This is a genomic window from Paenibacillus swuensis (assembly GCF_001644605.1).
GTDB lineage: Bacteria > Bacillota > Bacilli > Paenibacillales > DY6 > Paenibacillus_N > Paenibacillus_N swuensis.
Genome location: NZ_CP011388.1, coordinates 1955843 through 1974783 on the forward strand (window position 1 = coordinate 1955843; position 18941 = coordinate 1974783).

16 protein-coding genes and 1 riboswitch are annotated in these 18941 nt (G+C 51.2%); of the genes, 2 read left to right on the plus strand and 14 right to left on the minus strand.

The features are described 5' to 3' along the window. Positions 1-65: 65 nt before the first annotated feature. Positions 66-932 (minus strand): helix-turn-helix domain-containing protein, encoded by an 867-nt coding sequence (locus SY83_RS08560; RefSeq protein WP_197480002.1) that lies wholly within the window; start codon positions 930-932, stop codon positions 66-68. 171 nt (positions 933-1103) lie between these two features. Between SY83_RS08560 and SY83_RS08565 the strand changes: the two genes are divergently transcribed. Then, on the plus strand, positions 1104-3911 hold the full coding sequence (locus tag SY83_RS08565) for a glycosyl hydrolase family 8 (RefSeq protein ID WP_082882403.1): 2808 nt from the start codon (positions 1104-1106) through the stop codon (positions 3909-3911). A 47-nt stretch (positions 3912-3958) separates the two neighbouring features. On the opposite strand, the gene SY83_RS08570 is transcribed toward SY83_RS08565, so the two are convergent. From SY83_RS08570 to SY83_RS08620, 11 genes are all read right to left on the minus strand, one after another. Next, positions 3959-4168, minus strand: coding sequence for a hypothetical protein (locus SY83_RS08570; RefSeq protein ID WP_068605866.1), 210 nt, complete (start codon positions 4166-4168; stop codon positions 3959-3961). 104 nt (positions 4169-4272) lie between these two features. Then, positions 4273-4944 (minus strand): thiamine phosphate synthase, encoded by a 672-nt coding sequence (thiE, locus tag SY83_RS08575; protein WP_068605867.1) that lies wholly within the window; start codon positions 4942-4944, stop codon positions 4273-4275. Continuing rightward, complete coding sequence (gene thiD, locus SY83_RS08580) at positions 4941-5885, minus strand: bifunctional hydroxymethylpyrimidine kinase/phosphomethylpyrimidine kinase (protein ID WP_068605868.1); 945 nt, start codon at positions 5883-5885, stop codon at positions 4941-4943. Before thiD ends, thiE begins: the two co-directional genes overlap by 4 nt. 448 nt (positions 5886-6333) lie before the next feature. Continuing rightward, entirely contained in the window at positions 6334-7191 is an 858-nt protein-coding gene (locus SY83_RS08585) for a thiazole synthase (protein ID WP_231891401.1), read from the minus strand. A 5-nt stretch (positions 7192-7196) separates the two neighbouring features. Further along, on the minus strand, positions 7197-7400 hold the full coding sequence (gene thiS, locus SY83_RS08590) for a sulfur carrier protein ThiS (protein WP_068605869.1): 204 nt from the start codon (positions 7398-7400) through the stop codon (positions 7197-7199). Between the two features lie 55 nt (positions 7401-7455). Next, a complete protein-coding gene (thiO, locus tag SY83_RS08595; RefSeq protein ID WP_068605870.1) occupies positions 7456-8616 on the minus strand; it encodes a glycine oxidase ThiO in 1161 nt (386 codons plus the stop codon). Further along, positions 8613-9422, minus strand: a complete 810-nt coding sequence (locus SY83_RS08600) for a thiamine phosphate synthase (protein WP_231891402.1) — start codon at positions 9420-9422, stop codon at positions 8613-8615. The genes thiO and SY83_RS08600 overlap by 4 nt, the downstream gene beginning before the upstream one ends. 23 nt (positions 9423-9445) lie before the next feature. Beyond that, positions 9446-11218, minus strand: a complete 1773-nt coding sequence (thiC, locus tag SY83_RS08605) for a phosphomethylpyrimidine synthase ThiC (RefSeq protein WP_068605871.1) — start codon at positions 11216-11218, stop codon at positions 9446-9448. Positions 11219-11361: 143 nt separating this feature from the next. Beyond that, positions 11362-11474, minus strand: a riboswitch (TPP riboswitch). 70 nt (positions 11475-11544) lie between these two features. Next, on the minus strand, positions 11545-12654 hold the full coding sequence (locus tag SY83_RS08610; protein ID WP_068605872.1) for a Ger(x)C family spore germination protein: 1110 nt from the start codon (positions 12652-12654) through the stop codon (positions 11545-11547). Beyond that, positions 12644-13741: a GerAB/ArcD/ProY family transporter gene (locus SY83_RS08615; protein ID WP_068605873.1), complete on the minus strand. Its 1098-nt coding sequence runs from the start codon at positions 13739-13741 to the stop codon at positions 12644-12646. Before SY83_RS08615 ends, SY83_RS08610 begins: the two co-directional genes overlap by 11 nt. Before the next feature lie 6 nt (positions 13742-13747). After that, positions 13748-15181: a spore germination protein gene (locus SY83_RS08620; protein WP_068605874.1), complete on the minus strand. Its 1434-nt coding sequence runs from the start codon at positions 15179-15181 to the stop codon at positions 13748-13750. 202 nt (positions 15182-15383) lie between these two features. Here SY83_RS08620 and SY83_RS08625 point away from each other — a divergent pair, with 202 nt between their 5' ends. Continuing rightward, entirely contained in the window at positions 15384-16679 is a 1296-nt protein-coding gene (locus SY83_RS08625; protein WP_068605875.1) for a glycoside hydrolase family 140 protein, read from the plus strand. Between the two features lie 156 nt (positions 16680-16835). Here SY83_RS08625 and SY83_RS08630 read toward each other — a convergent pair whose 3' ends face one another. After that, positions 16836-17936 (minus strand): ABC transporter permease, encoded by a 1101-nt coding sequence (locus tag SY83_RS08630; protein WP_068605876.1) that lies wholly within the window; start codon positions 17934-17936, stop codon positions 16836-16838. After that, complete coding sequence (locus SY83_RS08635) at positions 17933-18907, minus strand: ABC transporter ATP-binding protein (protein ID WP_068605877.1); 975 nt, start codon at positions 18905-18907, stop codon at positions 17933-17935. Before SY83_RS08635 ends, SY83_RS08630 begins: the two co-directional genes overlap by 4 nt. Positions 18908-18941 lie beyond the last annotated feature (34 nt).

An 18941-nucleotide genomic window follows, 5' to 3' on the forward strand; every position in this document is an offset into this window, starting at 1 on the left:
AATTTCGGGTTGTTGTGTTTATCTACATTATTCTACATGGAAACACCTTTTTACACAAAAAAGCTCTATTCGGGGAGAATTAAGTTTTTGAAGGACTTCCTATACTGAACGGGAGTCTGTCCGAATTTACTTTTGAACAAACGATAAAAATAACTCAAATTATCAAACCCGGAATCCATAGCCACCTCAATTACTTCCGCATCCGTGGAGCGCAACAGCTTGGACGCGTATTGCAATCGGAATCCGTTGATCCATTCCGTAGGGGTTACACCCAGGTGACGCTTAATACTTCGGCTGATATACTCGGGACTTTTGTCACAATAACTATGCAGGGCAGGCAGACCTTCGATGAAATTCTCTTTTCTTTTCATCGTCATCTGCAGCTCCGTTAACCAGACCGGAATATCCGGCAACACGAGCTCGGGTTTCTGCTGCTTGCTGAATTGTCGAAACAGCACCTCGGTAATCAGAGCTTTAAACAAAGAAGGCACATCGGAGCTTCCTGTCCTATAGGCAGCTGACCACGCAAGTCTATGGAAGCGCTTCTTCAATATCAAGGACTCTGAAACAGGAAGAACGATTTGAGGCGGCGCGGCTGAGTTTATAAGCCTTTCCAGAAATGGGCTGGGACCCAGAAATCGAAACAAATCCTCCATCAGTCTGGCGGGAAAAGCCACATTCATAATATAGCAGTCGGTGTGGTGCAACTCCTCATAGCTATGTCTGTCACGGGGTCGAATAAAGACCAGTGTACCTTCCTGCAAGAGCTCCTTAACCCCGTTTACTTGATGGAGCACACTCCCGCCATAGGTAATAAAAAACTCGTAGAAATCATGCTCATGTAATCCTCTTGTATTTTTGATTGAACAATAATCTGAGAAATGGAATCCGACATCCGGATTAATGAGTTCTGACTCTAAAAACTTTAACAACCCATACACCCCTTCCGACAGAAAATGCATCATTTGTCATCATAGTACAAAAAAAAATCGGTATGAAGCAAGAACTAGAAGTCCTCAGTTTGTATAATCATGACAAATGACTTTAAACGCGGGTTCATTTATGTAAGCGTTTAAATCATTAATCCATGAAGGAGGGTTTTAATGTTGTTATTTCGGAAAACTAAATTTAAAAAGGTATCCAAAGTAGTTGGTTGTACACTTGCGGCGGTGTTAGCTTTTTCTTCAGGTCCTTCGACTTTAATGAAGTTTCCTGTCGCCTCCGCCTCTGCAAATTCCGCTGCAATGCCTGTTTCGGTAAGCAATTCGTTTGCGGCCGAACAGTATCCGTTCCCTCATAACGTCAGTTATCCCCATGGCATCATGCCGAGTCTCGATCGCGAGACTCTGAATCGTGACATGTTGTCGATGTATACCAAGTGGCGTGACTTGTATATTACAACCGAAGGGGCCAAACCCGGGGAGGTCCGAATTCGTGCCAGCGATGCGACCTATAAGAATGGAACATGCTCCGAAGGAATGGGATTTGCCATGCTTATTACGGTATATATGGCAAACGCAAGCAATAGCGGTCATAGCGATTATGACGGACTGCTGCGCTATTACAAGCGTTCTCTATCCCCTGGCTACAACTTTATGGGATGGAAAGTGGACAAGGATGGGAATAGCATAGACCCCTATTCGGCTCCGGACGGCGATCTCGATGTCGCCATTTCTTTGTTGATGGCACATAAACAATGGGGCAGCGGCGGGGAAATTAATTATTTGGAAGAAGCCAATAAGATCATTGCGGATATTATGGAGCACCTGATTTACAAACCCTCTTATATCGTCAAGCAAAGTCAGGCCTCCATCACATCCGTAATCAGTTCCTATGAAATTCCGGGTTGGTTTGATTTATTCGGTGAAATTACGGGTGATACTCGTTGGGATAAAGTCACGGGCGCCGCATACGACATATTTGACCATTTCTATAACTTGAATCCGCAAACCGGATTGGTGCCTTACCGATGGGTTTTGTCGCCAACAGGGGTCCCGACGTATACAGGACCTAACGGACCTGACAACAATTCTACAAGTTATGGTTTTGACCCTTCCAGACTCCCTTGGCGCGTAGGGCAAGATTTCTTGTGGAATGGAACCTCCAATAACGATTTGGCCCATGATCTTCCGGACCGCAATGTGAAATGGTTTATGACGAAAATTAACGGGAATCCCGCCACCGCTGCGCTCAGTTACAATATTGACGGTTCCGTTAGAAATGCGGGACCATCGCCTCGCAACATGGTGGGACCGATGGCCGTCGCTGCTATGGTGGATTCATCCAATCAAGCTTCTTTAGATCTGATGTACAACTATTTAAGAACATTGGAACCGATATCCGATTGGCCGGGCGGTTACTATCAAGACGCGGTAATGATGATGAGCATGCTGGTGCTTACAGGCAACATGCCGAACTTGTACGATTATGCCCCATACCCGAATAATACGCTGCCGGCTCCTCTGCCCGTGACAGACACGGTACCGCCGACTAAGCCCATAGGTGTAACGGTAACGAAATCAACATATAACACCTTGGATCTTTCATGGAGCGCGGCAACCGATGATCAGGGTCCGGTCATCTATGAAATCACAAGAAATGGCAAGCTGTATAATGTGACACCAACGTTGGCAACCAAGATGGAATACCTTGACCCAGGTACAGAATATACCTTTTCCGTCATAGCAAGAGATAAAGCAGGTAACAAAACAGCCAGTGATGAGGTTAAGGGTACTACGGTAACTGATACGGCTGCGCCGCCCAAAACAACGGGAATTACCGCTCAGGCTAAATCTCTGACCAGTATCACCTTAAGATGGAACCGACCTGCAGATAATGATACGATTAATGAACTATCCTATGATGTGCTCATGAATGGTACGAAAATCAATGATAATCCCGTCTATTTTACAAATGATTATGTCATTAAGAACTTGCAGCCGGCCACTTCTTATCGATTCCAAATCGTAGCAAAGGATCTAACCGGTAATTCTTCCGTCAGCGATGTATTCTCGACTTCAACAACTGCGACAGACACGGCTAAACCGACAAGACCTTCTTATGTGAAAGCAACCGAACAAACGAATGACAGCATTACATTAGCCTGGAACGCGTCACTCGATGACAATCCGGCAGGCACGGTTACTTATGATGTGTACAACAGCGGGCAAAAAGTGAATACTACTCCGATTGTCGGCACATCGTTCCCAATCACGAATTTACAGCCAAGTACCGAATATGCGTTTAAAGTGACAGCCCGGGACGCGGCAGGCAACTCGCAAGACAGCTATATTTACGACACAAAGACGACTGAGGTTAAAATCAACGAACGTCTGTATGGTCCAAGCAGCGCTAACTTCGGTCAACGCTTAACGTTGCAATATGGAGTGAACTCTACTGTTCAAAGTACGGTATACACCCTGGATACGGTCATTAGCTATGATCCGGCTGTTCTGCAATTTTCCCAAGCGTCCTCCATCCATCCAGACTATATCATTAAAGAAACCGACACGTCCTTACCCGGTAAAGTCAGGATTAAAGCAACGGGCGTGAACGGGGCTATCCCGGCAAGCGGTGACCTGGCGAATATAACCTGGTTACCCCGGCGCGTGAATCAAAGTGTCACTCTCTCAACCCTTTCCCATGCGCTAAATCAGCGAAATGAGCAAATACCAACGGAGGGTGCCAGTCTAACGATTCAAGTAACGTTTATACCTGAGGATGTAAGCAGTAAAGGCGGCGGAAACCCCGATGGGGTTGTGAACCTATATGATCTTCAGTTTGTAACCAGGCATATGAACAAGTCTTCGAAATCTTCCGATTGGGCTGCTGTTCGTATAGCTGATCTTAATCTGAATGGACGAATTGACGTTGCGGATCTGGCGGCGGTTAAATCCAAAATAGGCCATTAAAATCGAAATGAATAGAATCGGGTGGGAACCCGGTGCAGATTCGTGCCTTATTGGGCTTGTTGGTCATAGTTTAGCGGCAGCGCCAATGCTGACCTGCTCTGTGGAGGGGTGCTCCAAAGCAAGGTTTGGTTCATGAGCCGGGCGAGCACTTGATCTCTTTTGTACTCCAGAAAGGCCATATCCCCTTGACTCAGCCGAATGCTCTGTTTCAAATAATGATACTCGTTCATCCAACATGTCACTTGGTACAAAATCATGCCGCAACCACTCCTCCGGGTAAATAAAGCGTTATTTTCTTTATGCCCAGAGCGGGGGGAGTTTATGTATGTTCGGTGAAATCTCAGCAAACAACAACAAGCAGCTATGAGTTGATGCTCATAGCTGCTTGTTTCAATAGGACCGCGGCGGCGCGGGGATCGGACGCGCCGCTGATGGCGGAGATGACGGCGACCCCGTCGGCGCCGGCAGCCGTTACCGAGGCGGCATTCTCAGACGTAATGCCGCCGATTCCCACAAGCGGCAGCGTGATGCCTGCCGCGCGCAGTTGCCGGACGAGCGCGGGGCCCGCCACCGCGCGCGCGTCCGGCTTCGACGCCGTCGCGTACATCGGGCCGCAGCCGATGTAGTCGGCCCCGGCCGCGGCGGCGCGGCGTGCTTCGTCCACCGTGTGGACGGACACGCCGAGGAGCCTGGCGCCCAAGCGGCGGCGAACCTCCGCCGCGGGCGCATCCTCCTGGCCGACGTGCACGCCGTCGGCCTCTACCGCCAGGGCCAGTTCCACATCGTCGTTGACGATGAACGGAACGCCCCGGCGGCGGCACTGCTCGCGCAGCCCCAGCGCGAGCGCAAACCGGGCCCGGCCGAGCAGCGCGCCGGGCCCTTTCTCTCGAAGCTGGAAGGCGGAGATGCCGCCTTCCAGCGCCGCGGCGAGCGTGCGCAGCAGCGCAAGCTCGCCGCCGGTATTGCCGGTGCCTGCCACGAAGTACAGTGGCAGCATCCGGCGAACCGCCGCAGGCGGCAGCGCGCGGCTCATCGCGCGGCTCCGGCTGCGGGAGCTGGCCCGTGCAGCCGGTACGCGGCGTGCAGCGTGGGCCCGTGCCCGGCGCCGAGCTGCGGCGCGTGCTCCAGAGCCGCTTGGATGAACGCCTTGGCGGTGCCTACCGCCTCGCGTACGCCAGCACCTTTGGCGAGCTCCGCCGTAATCGCCGCCGACAAAGTACATCCCGTGCCGTGCGTGTGTTTCGTATGAATCCGCGGACCCGAATACTCCACAAAACACACGCCGTCATACAGCAAGTCGACGACTTGATTCGTGTACATCCTTTCACCGTCATCCTCCGTATCTGCGCTAAAGCGCTTGTTCACAAACTCCTGAGCATCTGTAGACTCTGTAGATTTCACAGCCTCCGTAGCCGATGTACCTTCAACATCCTCGTCCGCATGTCCTCCTTTAATCAACACATAACGGGCACCCATTTCATGCAATCGAATCGCCGCCTCCCGCCAATCCTTTCGGTTCCGAATCTTCATTCCGGTCAAAAACTCAGCCTCCGGCAAATTAGGCGTAACCAACGTACTTATGGGCAAAAGTTCCTCAACCACAGCGCGAATTGCAGCCAACTCCAATAAAGTCTGCCCGCCCTTGGCTATCATCACGGGATCCACAACAACGAGATTCCACCGGTATTGCCTGATTTTGGCGACAGTTAATTGAATCCGTTCCGCGTCGTATAACATGCCTGTTTTGACCGCTTGAGGCGCTAAATCCGTTCCAATCGCATCCATTTGCGCTTCCAGAGCCTCTGTGGATACAGGAAACACACCATGCACACCCACCGTGTTCTGTGCCGTAACCGCTGTAATCGCGCTCATGCCGAACACATTTAACTCCTGAAAAGTTTTGAGGTCCGCCTGAATACCGGCCCCGCCACCACTGTCCGAGCCTGCGATGGTTAACACTTTGGCAAGCTTCATCTATTTCCCCTCCCCCCAATGCCGGGTTATCCCTTTCACTCAGGAGTGTTCATTTAAGCCATTTATTTACATTTAAATACTAAATTACCAATAACCTTTACCGCCCATCATAACTCAAGGCAATCCAACAATTATATTTTTCATAACCTACCTAGCACGTTCAAAAGAACACTTCGCCATCAACATCCATCACGTTGCAAAATTATTTCTGAAAACTGCACCGTATTTTCAACTCCACCTCATTCGTAAAAACACAAACCGACTTCATCCGTAGCTGATTACGTTCCCCGGTCTGCTCCAAGCATCCTCACTGAGTCTTAGGGATAACCCGGCATGGAGCATTTTGCAGATAATAGCACGTTCCCTGATCTGCACCAAGCACCCTCACTGATTCTAAGGGATAACCCGGCATGGAGCATTTTGCGGATAACAGCACGTTCCACTCTCATCAATAAACGGGACTACTCGCCGTCGCATAGCGCTTAACCGGAATTCGTCCTGCTCCATGGGACAGTCGCCCCGCTTCCACCGCGAGCCGCATTGCCTCGGCCATAGCCACCGGGTTTCCGGACCCGCTTACCGCGGTATTCAGCAACACGCCATCGGCTCCCAACTCCATAGCTTTGGCTGCGTCCGAGGGCGCGCCTATGCCTGCGTCCACAATGACCGGCACGGTTGCTTGCTCAATAATGAAGCTTAGATTTAACGGATTCACGATGCCCTGTCCTGAGCCGATTGGAGAGGCCGCCGGCATAACGGCATGCACGCCCAATTCCTGCAGCCTTCGTGCCAATACCACATCATCCGAAGTATACGTCAACACGATAAATCCCAGCTCGAGCAGCATTTCCGAAGCTTTCAACGTCTCCAGCGGATCGGGATACAATGTACGGTCATCCCCAATCACTTCCACTTTAACCATATCGCATAAGCCGGACGCTTTGGCCAGCTTCGCAATGCGGACAGCTTCAACAGCGGTCTTGGCCCCTGCCGTGTTGGGCAATAAAGTATATTGGGCGATGTCGAGCTTTTGCAAAAGATCCGGTTGCTCCTGATCAAAAATATTCATCCGCCGCACCGCAAACGTGAGGATTTCCGCTCCCGACACTTCCACCGCCGCCTTTTGGACATCCGCACTAGTAAACTTCCCTGTTCCCAGCAACAATCGCGACTGAAACCGATGGGGCCCGATCTTTAATGATTCGTTAACTTGAGCATTTTCCTGAGCACTTTCCTGAGCACTTTCCTGAGCACTTTCCTGAGCACTTTCCTGAGCTTTGTCCTTACCCAAATACGTTTTCATCATTAACCTCATCCCCCTCCCACAAAATGAATCATCTCCACCCGGTCCCCATCCCTCAGTAAAGCTTGATCCCTAATTCCAGCATCTAATATCGTCTCGTTCAACTCCACAATTACGACTTTCCCTCGAAGGTTAAGTTGCCCGAGCAACTCGCCCACTGTTTCACAGATAAGGGGCAGATCTGTGCGCATCCCATTTATCCAAAGAGTCATTATCAACACCAACTCCTTCACTGTCAGCTTACTAAAGATATCCGCGCCAACACATTCAATTCCCGCTCTGCTCAAGCGCTTGTGCCGCAAGTCCTATTCTGGATATGGACAAAGCTTCAATCCCCAGCTCCCAAGCGCCTTTCCCCTCAACAAGATCCGCAATCCATTGACCTGTAATCGGACTCAGGAGCACCCCATTGCGATAATGTCCTGCGGCAATGATTAATCCCTGAACATCCGGGTGAAGCCCTATATACGGTAATCCGTCAGGTGTTTGCGGGCGAAGCCCTGTCCAACCTCGTTCGAATTCCGTATGAACAATACCGGGCAGAATCGCCGATGCGCGTTCTAGTAAAGTTAGTACTCCCTGTGTGGTTAACCGTTTGTCATACGTCCCTTCGGTTGAGGTGGCCCCGATGAGGATCCGATTTCCCCGTTTTGGAACGAGATAACAGCAGTGACTAAATAAAGTAGATCGCAGCAACGGCTTATCGGCGATGACAGAGATACACTCCCCTTTCACAGGAATCATGGGCAGTACTAATCCGGTTTCTTTGAGTACATTTCCCGTCCAGCAACCCGCCGTCACGACCACCTGATGGGCAAAATACGTCTTCCGCGCCGTCCGAACACCGCGCACCTTTCCCCGTTCAGTCCATATTTCATGAATGTTTTCGTATTCTCTAAATGCGGCCCCATACGCTTCCGCAGCAAGTTTGTACCCCTTTACCAGCTGCGGTGCTGAAACTTGGCCGTCTCCCGGGATTGATAATGCGCCTAGCATCCATGCCGAGAGTTCCGGCTCCCGCGCTTGAAGCGCTTCGGAATCCAGCCATTCCGCTTCTTCGCCGGAAAGTCTTTGCCATTGCGCTGCCGTTTGCAACTCATCTTTGCCTTCCTCGGTGAGCACGGGAATCAAAAGGCCTTCTCGCATCAACTCTATGTCCACTCCGCTCAGATTTTTCAATTCCTGAGCTAATGCCGGAAACATTCCACGGCTTTCCAACGCCCATGCATAGAGCGGTCCCCCCTGTTGCATCTCCGCTTGCGCCGCAAGCATACCTGCTGCCGCGCCAGAAGCTTCCCCGCCCATGCCCCCGCTGTCGAGCACAATGACTTTCATGCCGCGTTTGGCCATTTGAAACGCTGCAGAGCATCCTATGATCCCGCCTCCGACGACTATGACATCCGCATGCTTCACATTCGTCTCGCTCATGCTTGCTTCTCACCTCTTACAGCGTATACTGAGTAAGCATCGAGGGCGGCGCGGTAACACCTGGCGGCTTCGACCGGATCAGCGGCTTCCCAAATGCCGGACATGACGGCAATGCCCGCCGCGCCTGCTGCGCAAACTTCCGCCACTTGCGACGTACCGATGCCGCCGATGGCGATCACCCCGGCAGCTGTTGCCGCACAGCGCACCGCCGCCGCAAGCTCCCGCACGCCGCGCCCGGGTCTGCCGGGCTTGGACGGCGTCGCGAATACGTGCCCGAAGAGCACGTACCGCGCTCCCTGCGCAGCCGCATCCCCAGCCTCTTCCGGACGGTGCACCGACCGTCCGTACACGAGGCCCGGGAAGCGATCCCTCACCTGGGCCGCCGACAGACTGCGGCCGCCCAACTGCACGCCGCCTGTGCGCATCGCCCAGGCGACGTCGGCGCGGTCGTTGACGATCAGCCGTTCCAACGAAACGCCTGCGGCCGTCAGCGCGCCGATCAACTCGCATAGCATGGCTGCGCCTGCTTGCGGCTCCCGCAAGTGGATCGCGCTGACCACCGGCGCGATCTCCGCGGCAATGCGAATCAGCCGGTCCCAAGGCTGCTTCCCATCGGTAATCACGTGCAGCTCATGCACCGCCAGCCCATCTTGTTCTGGGCGCTGGGCTTGCTGTCCCCGTGGATCTCCTTGCGCCTCACCCTTAAACGGTGATGTTCCCCCCGTATTTGCCATGCCTTCTCTTCCTGCCGTACCTTCTCTTCCTGCTATGCCTTCTCTTCCTGGCATGCCTTCTCTTGCTGCCATGCCTTCTCTTCCCGCCGAACCGCTCACCGCCGGCTCTCCGAATACTCGCGGGCTTTCTCCTCCAGGCCGCGCTCCAGTGCTTCTTCCGTTTCCATTCCATGCCGCTTCGCGTACTCCCTAATATCCTGGGTGATCCGCATGGAACAGAATTTCGGGCCGCACATGGAGCAGAAGTGCGCACTCTTCGCGCCTTCCGCAGGCAGCGTCTCATCGTGGAATTCCATCGCTCTCTCCGGATCGAGCGACAAAGCAAACTGGTCGCGCCACCTGAACTCGAACCGCGCTTTGGACAGCGCGTCATCCCGCTCTTGCGCGCCCGGATGCCCCTTGGCCAAATCCGCCGCATGCGCCGCGATTTTGTACGCGATCACGCCTTCCCGAACATCGTTCTTGTTCGGCAGGCCCAGATGTTCCTTCGGCGTCACATAGCACAGCATCGACGTGCCGAAGGAACCGATCAACGCCGCACCGATGGCGGATGTGATATGGTCGTAGCCCGGCGCGATGTCCGTCGTCAGCGGACCCAGCGTATAGAATGGAGCTTCTTTACAAATCTCCATCTGTAACTCCACGTTCTCCTTGATTTTGTGTAACGGAACATGACCCGGACCTTCAATCATCACCTGCACATCATGTCTCCATGCGATTTCCGTCAATTCCCCCAGCGTTTGCAATTCCGCAAATTGCGCCTCATCGTTGGCATCGGCAATGGATCCCGGACGCAAACCGTCGCCAAGCGAGAACGCGATATCATACGCCTTCATAATTTCGCAAATTTCCTCAAAATGCGTATACAGGAAATTTTCCTTGTGATGAGCCAAACACCACGAAGCCATAATCGATCCGCCCCGGGAGACGATGCCCGTAACCCGTTTCGCCGTCATCGGCACATAACGCAGGAGCACGCCGGCATGGATTGTGAAATAGTCAACCCCTTGTTCCGCCTGCTCAATCAACGTGTCCCTGTAGATGTCCCAGGTCAGCGCCTCCGCTTTGCCTCCCACTTTTTCCAGCGCCTGATAAAGAGGCACCGTTCCCACCGGAACCGGGGAGTTACGTATAATCCACTCTCTTGTCGTATGGATATGCTGACCTGTAGAAAGGTCCATGATCGTGTCTGCTCCCCAGCGAATGGCCCATGTCATCTTCTCCACTTCTTCCTCAATGGATGAGGATACGGCGGAGTTGCCGATATTAGCGTTGATCTTCACCAGGAAGTGCCTTCCGATTAACATCGGTTCACTTTCAGGATGATTAATATTGTTGGGCAAAATAGCCCGGCCGCAAGCAATCTCATTCCGCACAAATTCAGGATCCATCCCTTCCCGGATGGCCGCGAATTCCATCTCCGGGGTAATAATGCCCCTGCGGGCGTAATGCATCTGCGTCACATTCTGACCTGCTTTGGCCCGAAGCGGATTCGAATGAACCCGCGGAAACCTTTCCTCCGCTTCCTGACTCCGCCATCCCGCGGCCGGCATTCCGTTATCTTCCGGTTTCACCGTACGCCCTTCATATGTTTCAACATCGCCCCGGCGCGTAATCCAAGGTTGCCGAAGAGCGGGTAATCCTTGACGGATATCGGTCTGGTGCTCCCCGTCCGTATACAAACCGCTTGTATCATATACCCGTACAGGCGCGTTATGTTCAACACCTTCTGAAGTCTCCGTGTCGCTTAATGCAATTTCCCGCATCGGCACCCGTACGTCATCCGCGGTACCCTCCACATAAATTTTCCTGCTCGCCGGAAAAGCCTTGATATACGGCGCTCCCGTTTCTTCTGCCATTTTGGACATAGCCAAAAAACCTCCTCAACATGATTTAGCCGCTCTCGATCAGCGCATGAAACATCTTCAGAGGTCCGCCTGGACATCCGGAACCGCAATTTCCCGACAAAAAAAGACCGCAAGCATAAACAAGCGGTCCTGTGGTCAGTCGTTACGACTCCAAGGCTTCATTCCTCCGCTGGCATTATCCAGTTCAGGTATAACGGTCAAGTGCCGTATCAGCACTCCTCTCAGCCCGGTTCTCCGAGCTCCCGCGAACAATATGTAATTCCAACCAAGCATACATGAGAAGGTAAAGATTGTAAATCCTTATTTGGCAAAATAGTTCTTTCTGATCATCTCATCGTCCCTGTATTCCGTATTCTCACACGAACATCGATGTTGTACTCCGCATCCTGCATGGATTTTCGCCACTTTTCTCGCGTCCAATCTCCTCTAAACTCAGCCCGTATATATCTTCCGATTCCGGCTGGGTCAATGGAAAGCCTGTTATATTTTTGGATTAACCGATGAACATCTTGTTTAATATGCTTTTCACTTTCACGTTCAAGTTTATTTATATCCGCAGGATCCTCAAGATCCAGTCCATCCTGAAAATCCTGCACGGCACCCTGCTCCATCAGCTTCATATGGATTGTTGCTTTGTCCAGTGAACCCTTTACCGTTGTCTTCATCCGGCTCCTCACAAAGTCAAGGAGTAGATATTGTTGTGAAGAGCCCTCCAGATCCAAATCTACTGTGATATTGGGAATATGTTTATCGCTCCGCATCATCTCCACCATTCGGGTTTCTTCCAACGTATTGAACGCGACCAATCGATCTTCACGGAATAACCCGATTTTTGAGATCTCTACGATCTCCTCGTGCTTTTCCAGGTAAGGAACCATGGGGTCGCTTACCTCATTGGTCACCCGAAAGATAAAGTCCCGTAACGTAGTAAACGGACTGAATGATGTTGATTCCCGAGGATGCAAGAGATCATTTAAATACATACTTTTCTGCTTGGAAGCCATGCCTCCTGACATAAATTCATGTACCGTTCCTTTTACGACAGCGATATAGGCGTTATTGGAAATCAACGGATCACGATATAAATTTAAGAGTGTGGTTAGCAACCCTTCGTTTCTGGCCATTTCCTCGCTGAACAGAATGACTCTGACTTGACGGGCGCTCAATGTTTTTCCGGAACGAGCCGAAAGACGGTATAACATTTCATGGGGCAGTTGCACGACAGAGGACAGCACTTTATCCTCATCCGATTGTTCGTTGGTCGGTTGAGGAACAGATACAGTCACGTTGTATTTATGCCCGGCAGCCTGATCAAATCCGATTACACCCGCCATATCCAAGTCTTCAATTGCTTGCCTTTCCATCTCCGGAGCACAACCTGTCAGGATCAGCAGTATCATGCATGTGCTTAGGCTTATCAAAGCTCTACTTGTCATGACGCGCCGCCTTTCTTTGGCTGATGAAATGCAACCCGAGTAACAATAGGCTCCACAATATTAATATATAGCCTGCAACATTGGCGTATTGATAATAATAAGCGTATTTAATAATGGTTGCGGAAGGTACCCTGATGATTACAAACACGGCGGCAACACAAAGATAAATATGGAGGCTTCGCTTCTTTCTCCATAAACCGTCCAACCCTTTGGCGCTCACCCATAAGTAGGCGGCGGCGGTGGTGACCACTGTAAACAACCATAATGCCAGACCCAGATTCTCAATACGTTCCACAAAGGTAAATTCTACCGATTTCAGAATATCAAGCAAAGGGTATTGCACATTCTCCAGTTGCCAGCGTGAGAAATAAATGACTCCCGCAAAGCTCACTGAAAGATATAACAATACTGTAATCCATAGTCCGATGGATGCATGCTTCAGCGCTTGCTTTCGGTTTATGATGTATGGAAAGTAGAACAGGACCAATTCAAATCCAAACATGGAGGGAAAGCCTGATAGAAACGCAGTCCAAGTATGTTCCCATGGCGCAAGCGGAAACAAGGGCAACAGGTTCGTAAACTCCCCTTTTTGCATAGACCACTTCAGACAATAAATGATCCATCCCGTTAAAATAAAGGAAAGGATACACATCCGGGCAATATGTCGAATGCCGCCAAATACGATGTAGGCGACGACCAGAAGCAGCGCAATCAACGGCAAATACGTGTTCATGTCAGGTAAAGACACCGTGCCCACCAACATGACATAACCTGAAACGACCACCGCCGTTTGGAATACACCATAGATGACAATGGCATAGTTACATACGGAACCAATCCATAACCCAAGCAGCTTGCGATTGATTTCAAACAAGTTTAATTCGGGGTATTTGCCGGCCAAAATCGTCATGGGAATAAGAGTGAGTTGCGCGATAATTGCCATCATAATTACGAGCCACCACTGGGTATGACCGGCGGGACTCAGAAGATGAGGCAGCACAATAACACTGTAACCTACCATCACATTTTGCCCTAGAAAAATAACGTGCACCGGCTTTAAATGTCTGACTCTTGCGGATTGGGTCATTTGCTCTTACTCCTCATCCATCGGACGTTTCACGCGGTTCCCCGCTTTCGCGGCAGCGGATTGTTTCAGCCACTGCAGAATCGGCGCTCTGTAAATACTGGTTCTCCAGTCCGTTTGCTCACTTGTCATGGGGGTAGAAATGTAAACATGTCCCATGGACGTTAGCTTTAGCAGATGACTCAAGAGAAACGCCAGCACCATCATCTGACCGAACAAGCCGAACATCCCTGCACCGAATATGAAGGCATACCGAACGAGACGTCCGGCCGTGCTAAGGAGATAGTTGGCGGGCAGGAAGGACAGCAATGCCGAGATGGATACCAGCACGATGAGCACATTGCTCGCAAGTCCGGCTTCCACAGCCGCCGTACCGATGACGATACCCCCGACTACGCCGATCGTCTGACCTATTTTGGCAGGCATGCGCGCCCCCGCTTCCCTCAGAATTTCGATAACCAACTCAATACACAGCACCTCGATCAGAGGGGAGAAAGGTACTTTGGAACGCGATTCCAATAAGAGTTGCAACAGTTCAGGCGGCAGCATCTCCTGATGAAACGTATTGATGGACACGTACATGGACGTGAGCATTATGCTTATAAAGAAACCGAAGACCCTAAGCAGACGGATTGCCGTCCCGCCCGTCCATCGAATGTACCAATCCTCCGGGCTGATAAACAGTTCATAGAAGGTTATCGGACAAATGATGACCTCCGGACTCCCGTTCATCAGGATGCATACTTTACCGTTCAATAAAGCTTGGGTGACGTTGTCAGGACGCTGGGTAAGACCCAACTGGGGAAATGGAGAGAACGGATGGTCTTCCAGCAGTGAGTTCAGCTGCGAAGCGGATAACAGTCCTGGATGCTCCACATGTTTTAATCTGGAAAGGACCTTGCTCACAAGTGAAGGGTTGGCAATATGCTCCAAATACATGACCGCAACTTCCGTCCCGGATTCCGTTCCGATTCGGAGCCCAGGACTCTTCAGGTAAGGATTGACGATCCGTTTCTTTATCTGGGACAGGTTCGTCTCCAGCGACTCTGTAAACGCATCTTGAGGTCCTAACACCGTGCCTTCGTTCTCTGAAGGCGCAATACTTCGCTGGCTTGTTTTCATCGTGTTTATTTTGTATATTTCATCTGACTGCTCCATGAGCAATACCGTATATCCGTTCAAAATATCTCGAATTAATGAACTTAGATCGTTATCGTTTACTATTTGCGAGAAAGGCAACGCATCCTCAACAGAGCGGGTATCCGTTGAATCCTGTAAAGGTTTAATTACGAGTAGTTGAAGGTTGGCATAATCCTGAAGCGACTTGATATAGATGAGTACCGCTTTCCTCTTAAAGACGGTAATATCTTCGAATTTCGCGTCCTCAATGTCCTTCAGTTGCGATTGGATGGATTCCTTGGTAAATACACTTTTCAGACCCACTTTGATCCCACCTCCTTGCCACCCATCTTTGCCTACTCGACTTTTTTTATACGGCGGAAAAGAGTTCGGATTTCATAACTTAAATCAAGTATTGGATCGGAACTATTAAGTATTCTATCGGTGTACTAATTGTATACAATATAATATTTCTGTGTTAATCTCTTGGAAGATTCATTTATTTATGTTGGCGGAGGGGATCTACATGAAAGCTCTGAAAGTAAGTGAAAACGGACGGTTTTTAGTAACAGAGGATGAGCAGCCTTTCTTCTGGCTGGGGGATACGGCGTGGGAGTTGTTTCATAAGCTGAACCGGGAAGAAGCGGTTGATTACCTAAACCAACGAGCTGCCTTAGGCTTCACGGTTGTGCAAGCGGTTGCTTTGGCCGAACTGGAAGGTCTGACCGTTCCAAATCGGTATGGCCGCCTTCCGTTGGCAGTTGGAAAGGACGGATCCATTGACCCGGAGTCTATTGATGATTCAAGGTACCCGGACTCGGATTATACGTATTGGGACCATGTCGATTACATCCTAGAGACCGCCGCTTCTCTAGGGATTTATGTTGCGCTGCTGCCGACCTGGGGAGATAAATATAATCTCAAGTGGGGGAAAGGCCCGGTCATCTTCAATCCGGACAACGCGCGGGAATACGGACGGTGGATTGGGAAGCGTTACGGACACCTAAAGCATATCATCTGGGTGCTGGGCGGAGACCGGCCGCTCGAAACCGAGGAGCATTATGCCGTCAACAGATCTATGGCGGCGGGCATCAAGGAATCTAGTTCCAACTTGATCACGTTTCATCCTTGCGGTGGCGCCTCTTCATCCCAATGGGTTCATCACGAAGATTGGCTTGATTTCAATATGATACAATCCGGACATAACCTGGCACATTTGCATAATGACGATTGGGTTACGAAGGATTATCATTTGACTCCCGTGAAACCGACGGTAGACGCCGAGCCCCGTTACGAAGATCATCCCATTGATTTTCTGCCGGAGAGCGGGTACTTTGATGACTGGGATGTGCGGCAAGCCGCCTACTGGGGTTTTCTGGCGGGCGGGTTTGGCATCACTTACGGCCATCATTGTGTCTGGCCGATGAACACGGAACCGACACCCTATTTCCCCATGCATTGGCGGGAAGCCCTCGGACGGCCCGCGGCAACCCATATGCAGCACTTAAAGAAACTGGCCCTGTCACACAACCTGTTGGAGTTGTTGCCGGACCAAGGCTTGGTTGTGGTTGCCTATGAGGGCGGCGACCGGTTGGTGGCGGCACGCGGAAAGCAGTATGCTTATGTGTACAGTCCGACCGGCAAGTCCGTTCATGCCCGCTTCGGCCTGTTGGTTGGGGAGCAGGTGGCCGGTTCCTGGTACAATCCGCGCTCGGGTGAAACGATGGCGATTGGGGCTTGGCCGAATACCGGCACCCTTATGCTGCACCCGCCATCTTCCGGGAGAGGTCAGGACTGGGTGTTGGTGCTGGACAGCCGTTAACCCTCCCTCTGTAACATTGTAGAATAACCGCAATCATGGCCTCTCAGGATAGGCGACCGCAGTTAAAGGTTGATTAATATGCCCATTGTAAAAAAGCCCTGTACACGTTCGGAGGGTTCCGATTGTATACAGGGCTTATTTCAAATTCATTTAAGTTTATTCCCACTTAAACGTCAGACTCGCCACAATAAACGCCGCCAAAGTCCAACCTCCTAACAGAGCCAGTTCTCCCCACACCTCGGTAAAGCCCGCGCCTACGTTCATAATCTGACGCATAGCCGTGGATAAATGCGCAATGGGCAGCAGATTCACAATGCCTTGCAGCCATTCCGGCATATCCTTGATGGGAAAGAATACACCGCCCAAGAAGATGAGAGGGAAGGAAATAAAGCCAGCGATAGGACCGGCGCTTTCCGGCGTTTTGGCCAAACCCGCAATAATAAATCCAATCGACATGAACGCAAGTGTTCCCAACACAACAAAGGAGAGCAGAAGCAACCACGAACCGTTCACCTGGGTGCCGAACACTAAACTTCCGATGACTAACACAATAACAGCTTGCATTCCGTTCATCAGTAACCGGGCTGAGATCTGAGCCGCGATAAACGAGCTGGATTGCAGCGGCGTGCTTTGCATCCGGCGCAGAATCCCACGCTCGCGCCAAGAGGAGATCTGCCCCGCCACCCCGTTCAGGTTATTGTTCATAATCATCATGGCTACGATGCCCGGAACAAGAAAGTCTATATATTTCAGATTGATGGATTGGACCCCTTGGGATTGAATAGAAGCCACTTCTTCGTAACCCGTCGCTTTTTTGCTCACAGCATCCACAACGTTGCCCACCATCGTAACGCCTACTTGAGAGGTGGTCATCTCGGTCTCATCATAGAACACATTAATTATGACCGGATTGCTCTTGTTCGCTTCCTGTAAAGCCTTGCCATACCCTTGGGGAATGACCACGAGCATCTGCAAGTCTCCGTCTTTCAATGCCTTCAGTTCTTGTTCCCGGTCTCCTGTCTTGTTCTTCGTGTTGATGCCGGGCACTTGATTTAAAGCCGTTATAAACTCCGCAGCCTGAGGTGTCCCGTCCTCATTGACGACCGAAGCCGTGATGGAAATCCCCCCGCCGTTCCCCATAAACGATCCCAGCATCAACATGAAGAAAATCGGAAAGAACAACGACCAGAACAGCACTTGCCTGTTCCGGCCAAAGATGCGGAGCTGAGCTAAAGTTAATTGGAGATAAGATCTCATGCTTCTCTCAGGCTCCTTCCGGTCATGTGGATGAACACATCCTCCAAGGTCGCTGTGCGTGTCTGCAAATCCGCAAACACAATGCCCGCATCGTCACAGGTTTGGATGAACCCGATGAGCGCTTGCTGCAAGTGGTCTGTATACAGCACGAAAGCATCACCGCGCACATCCGCTTGTTTCACGCCAACAACACGGGACAAGCGGTCATGGACCCGTCTTTTCTCGTCCTCGCTCAGACTCTCGTATCCTGGAATCCTCAACTCCAATGCGCTTTCCGATTCCAGTGAACGCACCAGATTCCTCGGCGTATCAAGCGCGATGATTTCACCGCGATCCATCAGACAGATTCGATCACACAGAATATGGGCCTCATCCATATAATGCGTAGAAAGGACTACCGTCTTGCCTTCTTCCTTCAGCTTCAGAATAATATCCCAGAGGGTCCTGCGCGCCTGAGGGTCAAGCCCTGTTGTCGGCTCATCCAGAAACACAACCTTCGGATCGTTGACAAGCGCCAGCGCGATGGCCAGACGTTGCTTTTGGCCGCCGGATAAGTTCTTTACCCGATCCTTCTTCTTTTCCGTCAGAATCACACTTTCCAACAGCGGATCAATAGGAACGGACCGCGCATAGAAGCTGGCGTACATTTCCGTAATTTCCCTAACGGTCAACAAGTCGAACAGCGAGGTGGATTGAAGCTGCACCCCGATCACTTCTTTCACCTTACGCAGCTCGGTCTTCGTATCATACCCGGCAACCCGCGCCGCACCGCCGTCCGGTCGGCGTAGGCCTTCGATCATCTCCATGGTCGTTGTCTTGCCTGCGCCGTTGGGACCTAAGAGCCCGAACACCTCGCCCTGTTCCACTTGAAAGTGAATCCCGTTCACGGCCGTAAAGTCCCCGTACCTTTTGATTAGTCCTTCTACTTCAATCACAGGTTGCGCGGTCGAAGCTACTCTTTGGACTTGCATCTTTTCCCTCCGAATCCGCCAAAGCGCTCACTTT

Bases quoted from the DNA above. Each gene is read 5' to 3' on its own strand.
- SY83_RS08565 (WP_082882403.1), top strand. From the start codon at position 1,104: ATGTTGTTATTTCGGAAAACTAAATTTAAAAAGGTATCCAAAGTAGTT.
- SY83_RS08570 (WP_068605866.1), bottom strand. From the start codon at position 4,168: ATGATTTTGTACCAAGTGACATGTTGGATGAACGAGTATCATTATTTG.
- thiE (WP_068605867.1), bottom strand. From the start codon at position 4,944: ATGAGCCGCGCGCTGCCGCCTGCGGCGGTTCGCCGGATGCTGCCACTG.
- thiD (WP_068605868.1), bottom strand. From the start codon at position 5,885: ATGAAGCTTGCCAAAGTGTTAACCATCGCAGGCTCGGACAGTGGTGGC.
- SY83_RS08585 (WP_231891401.1), bottom strand. From the start codon at position 7,191: ATGATGAAAACGTATTTGGGTAAGGACAAAGCTCAGGAAAGTGCTCAG.
- thiS (WP_068605869.1), bottom strand. From the start codon at position 7,400: ATGACTCTTTGGATAAATGGGATGCGCACAGATCTGCCCCTTATCTGT.
- thiO (WP_068605870.1), bottom strand. From the start codon at position 8,616: ATGAGCGAGACGAATGTGAAGCATGCGGATGTCATAGTCGTCGGAGGC.
- SY83_RS08600 (WP_231891402.1), bottom strand. From the start codon at position 9,422: ATGGCAGCAAGAGAAGGCATGCCAGGAAGAGAAGGCATAGCAGGAAGA.
- thiC (WP_068605871.1), bottom strand. From the start codon at position 11,218: ATGTCCAAAATGGCAGAAGAAACGGGAGCGCCGTATATCAAGGCTTTT.
- SY83_RS08610 (WP_068605872.1), bottom strand. From the start codon at position 12,654: ATGACAAGTAGAGCTTTGATAAGCCTAAGCACATGCATGATACTGCTG.
- SY83_RS08615 (WP_068605873.1), bottom strand. From the start codon at position 13,741: ATGACCCAATCCGCAAGAGTCAGACATTTAAAGCCGGTGCACGTTATT.
- SY83_RS08625 (WP_068605875.1), top strand. From the start codon at position 15,384: ATGAAAGCTCTGAAAGTAAGTGAAAACGGACGGTTTTTAGTAACAGAG.
- SY83_RS08630 (WP_068605876.1), bottom strand. From the start codon at position 17,936: ATGAGATCTTATCTCCAATTAACTTTAGCTCAGCTCCGCATCTTTGGC.
- SY83_RS08635 (WP_068605877.1), bottom strand. From the start codon at position 18,907: ATGCAAGTCCAAAGAGTAGCTTCGACCGCGCAACCTGTGATTGAAGTA.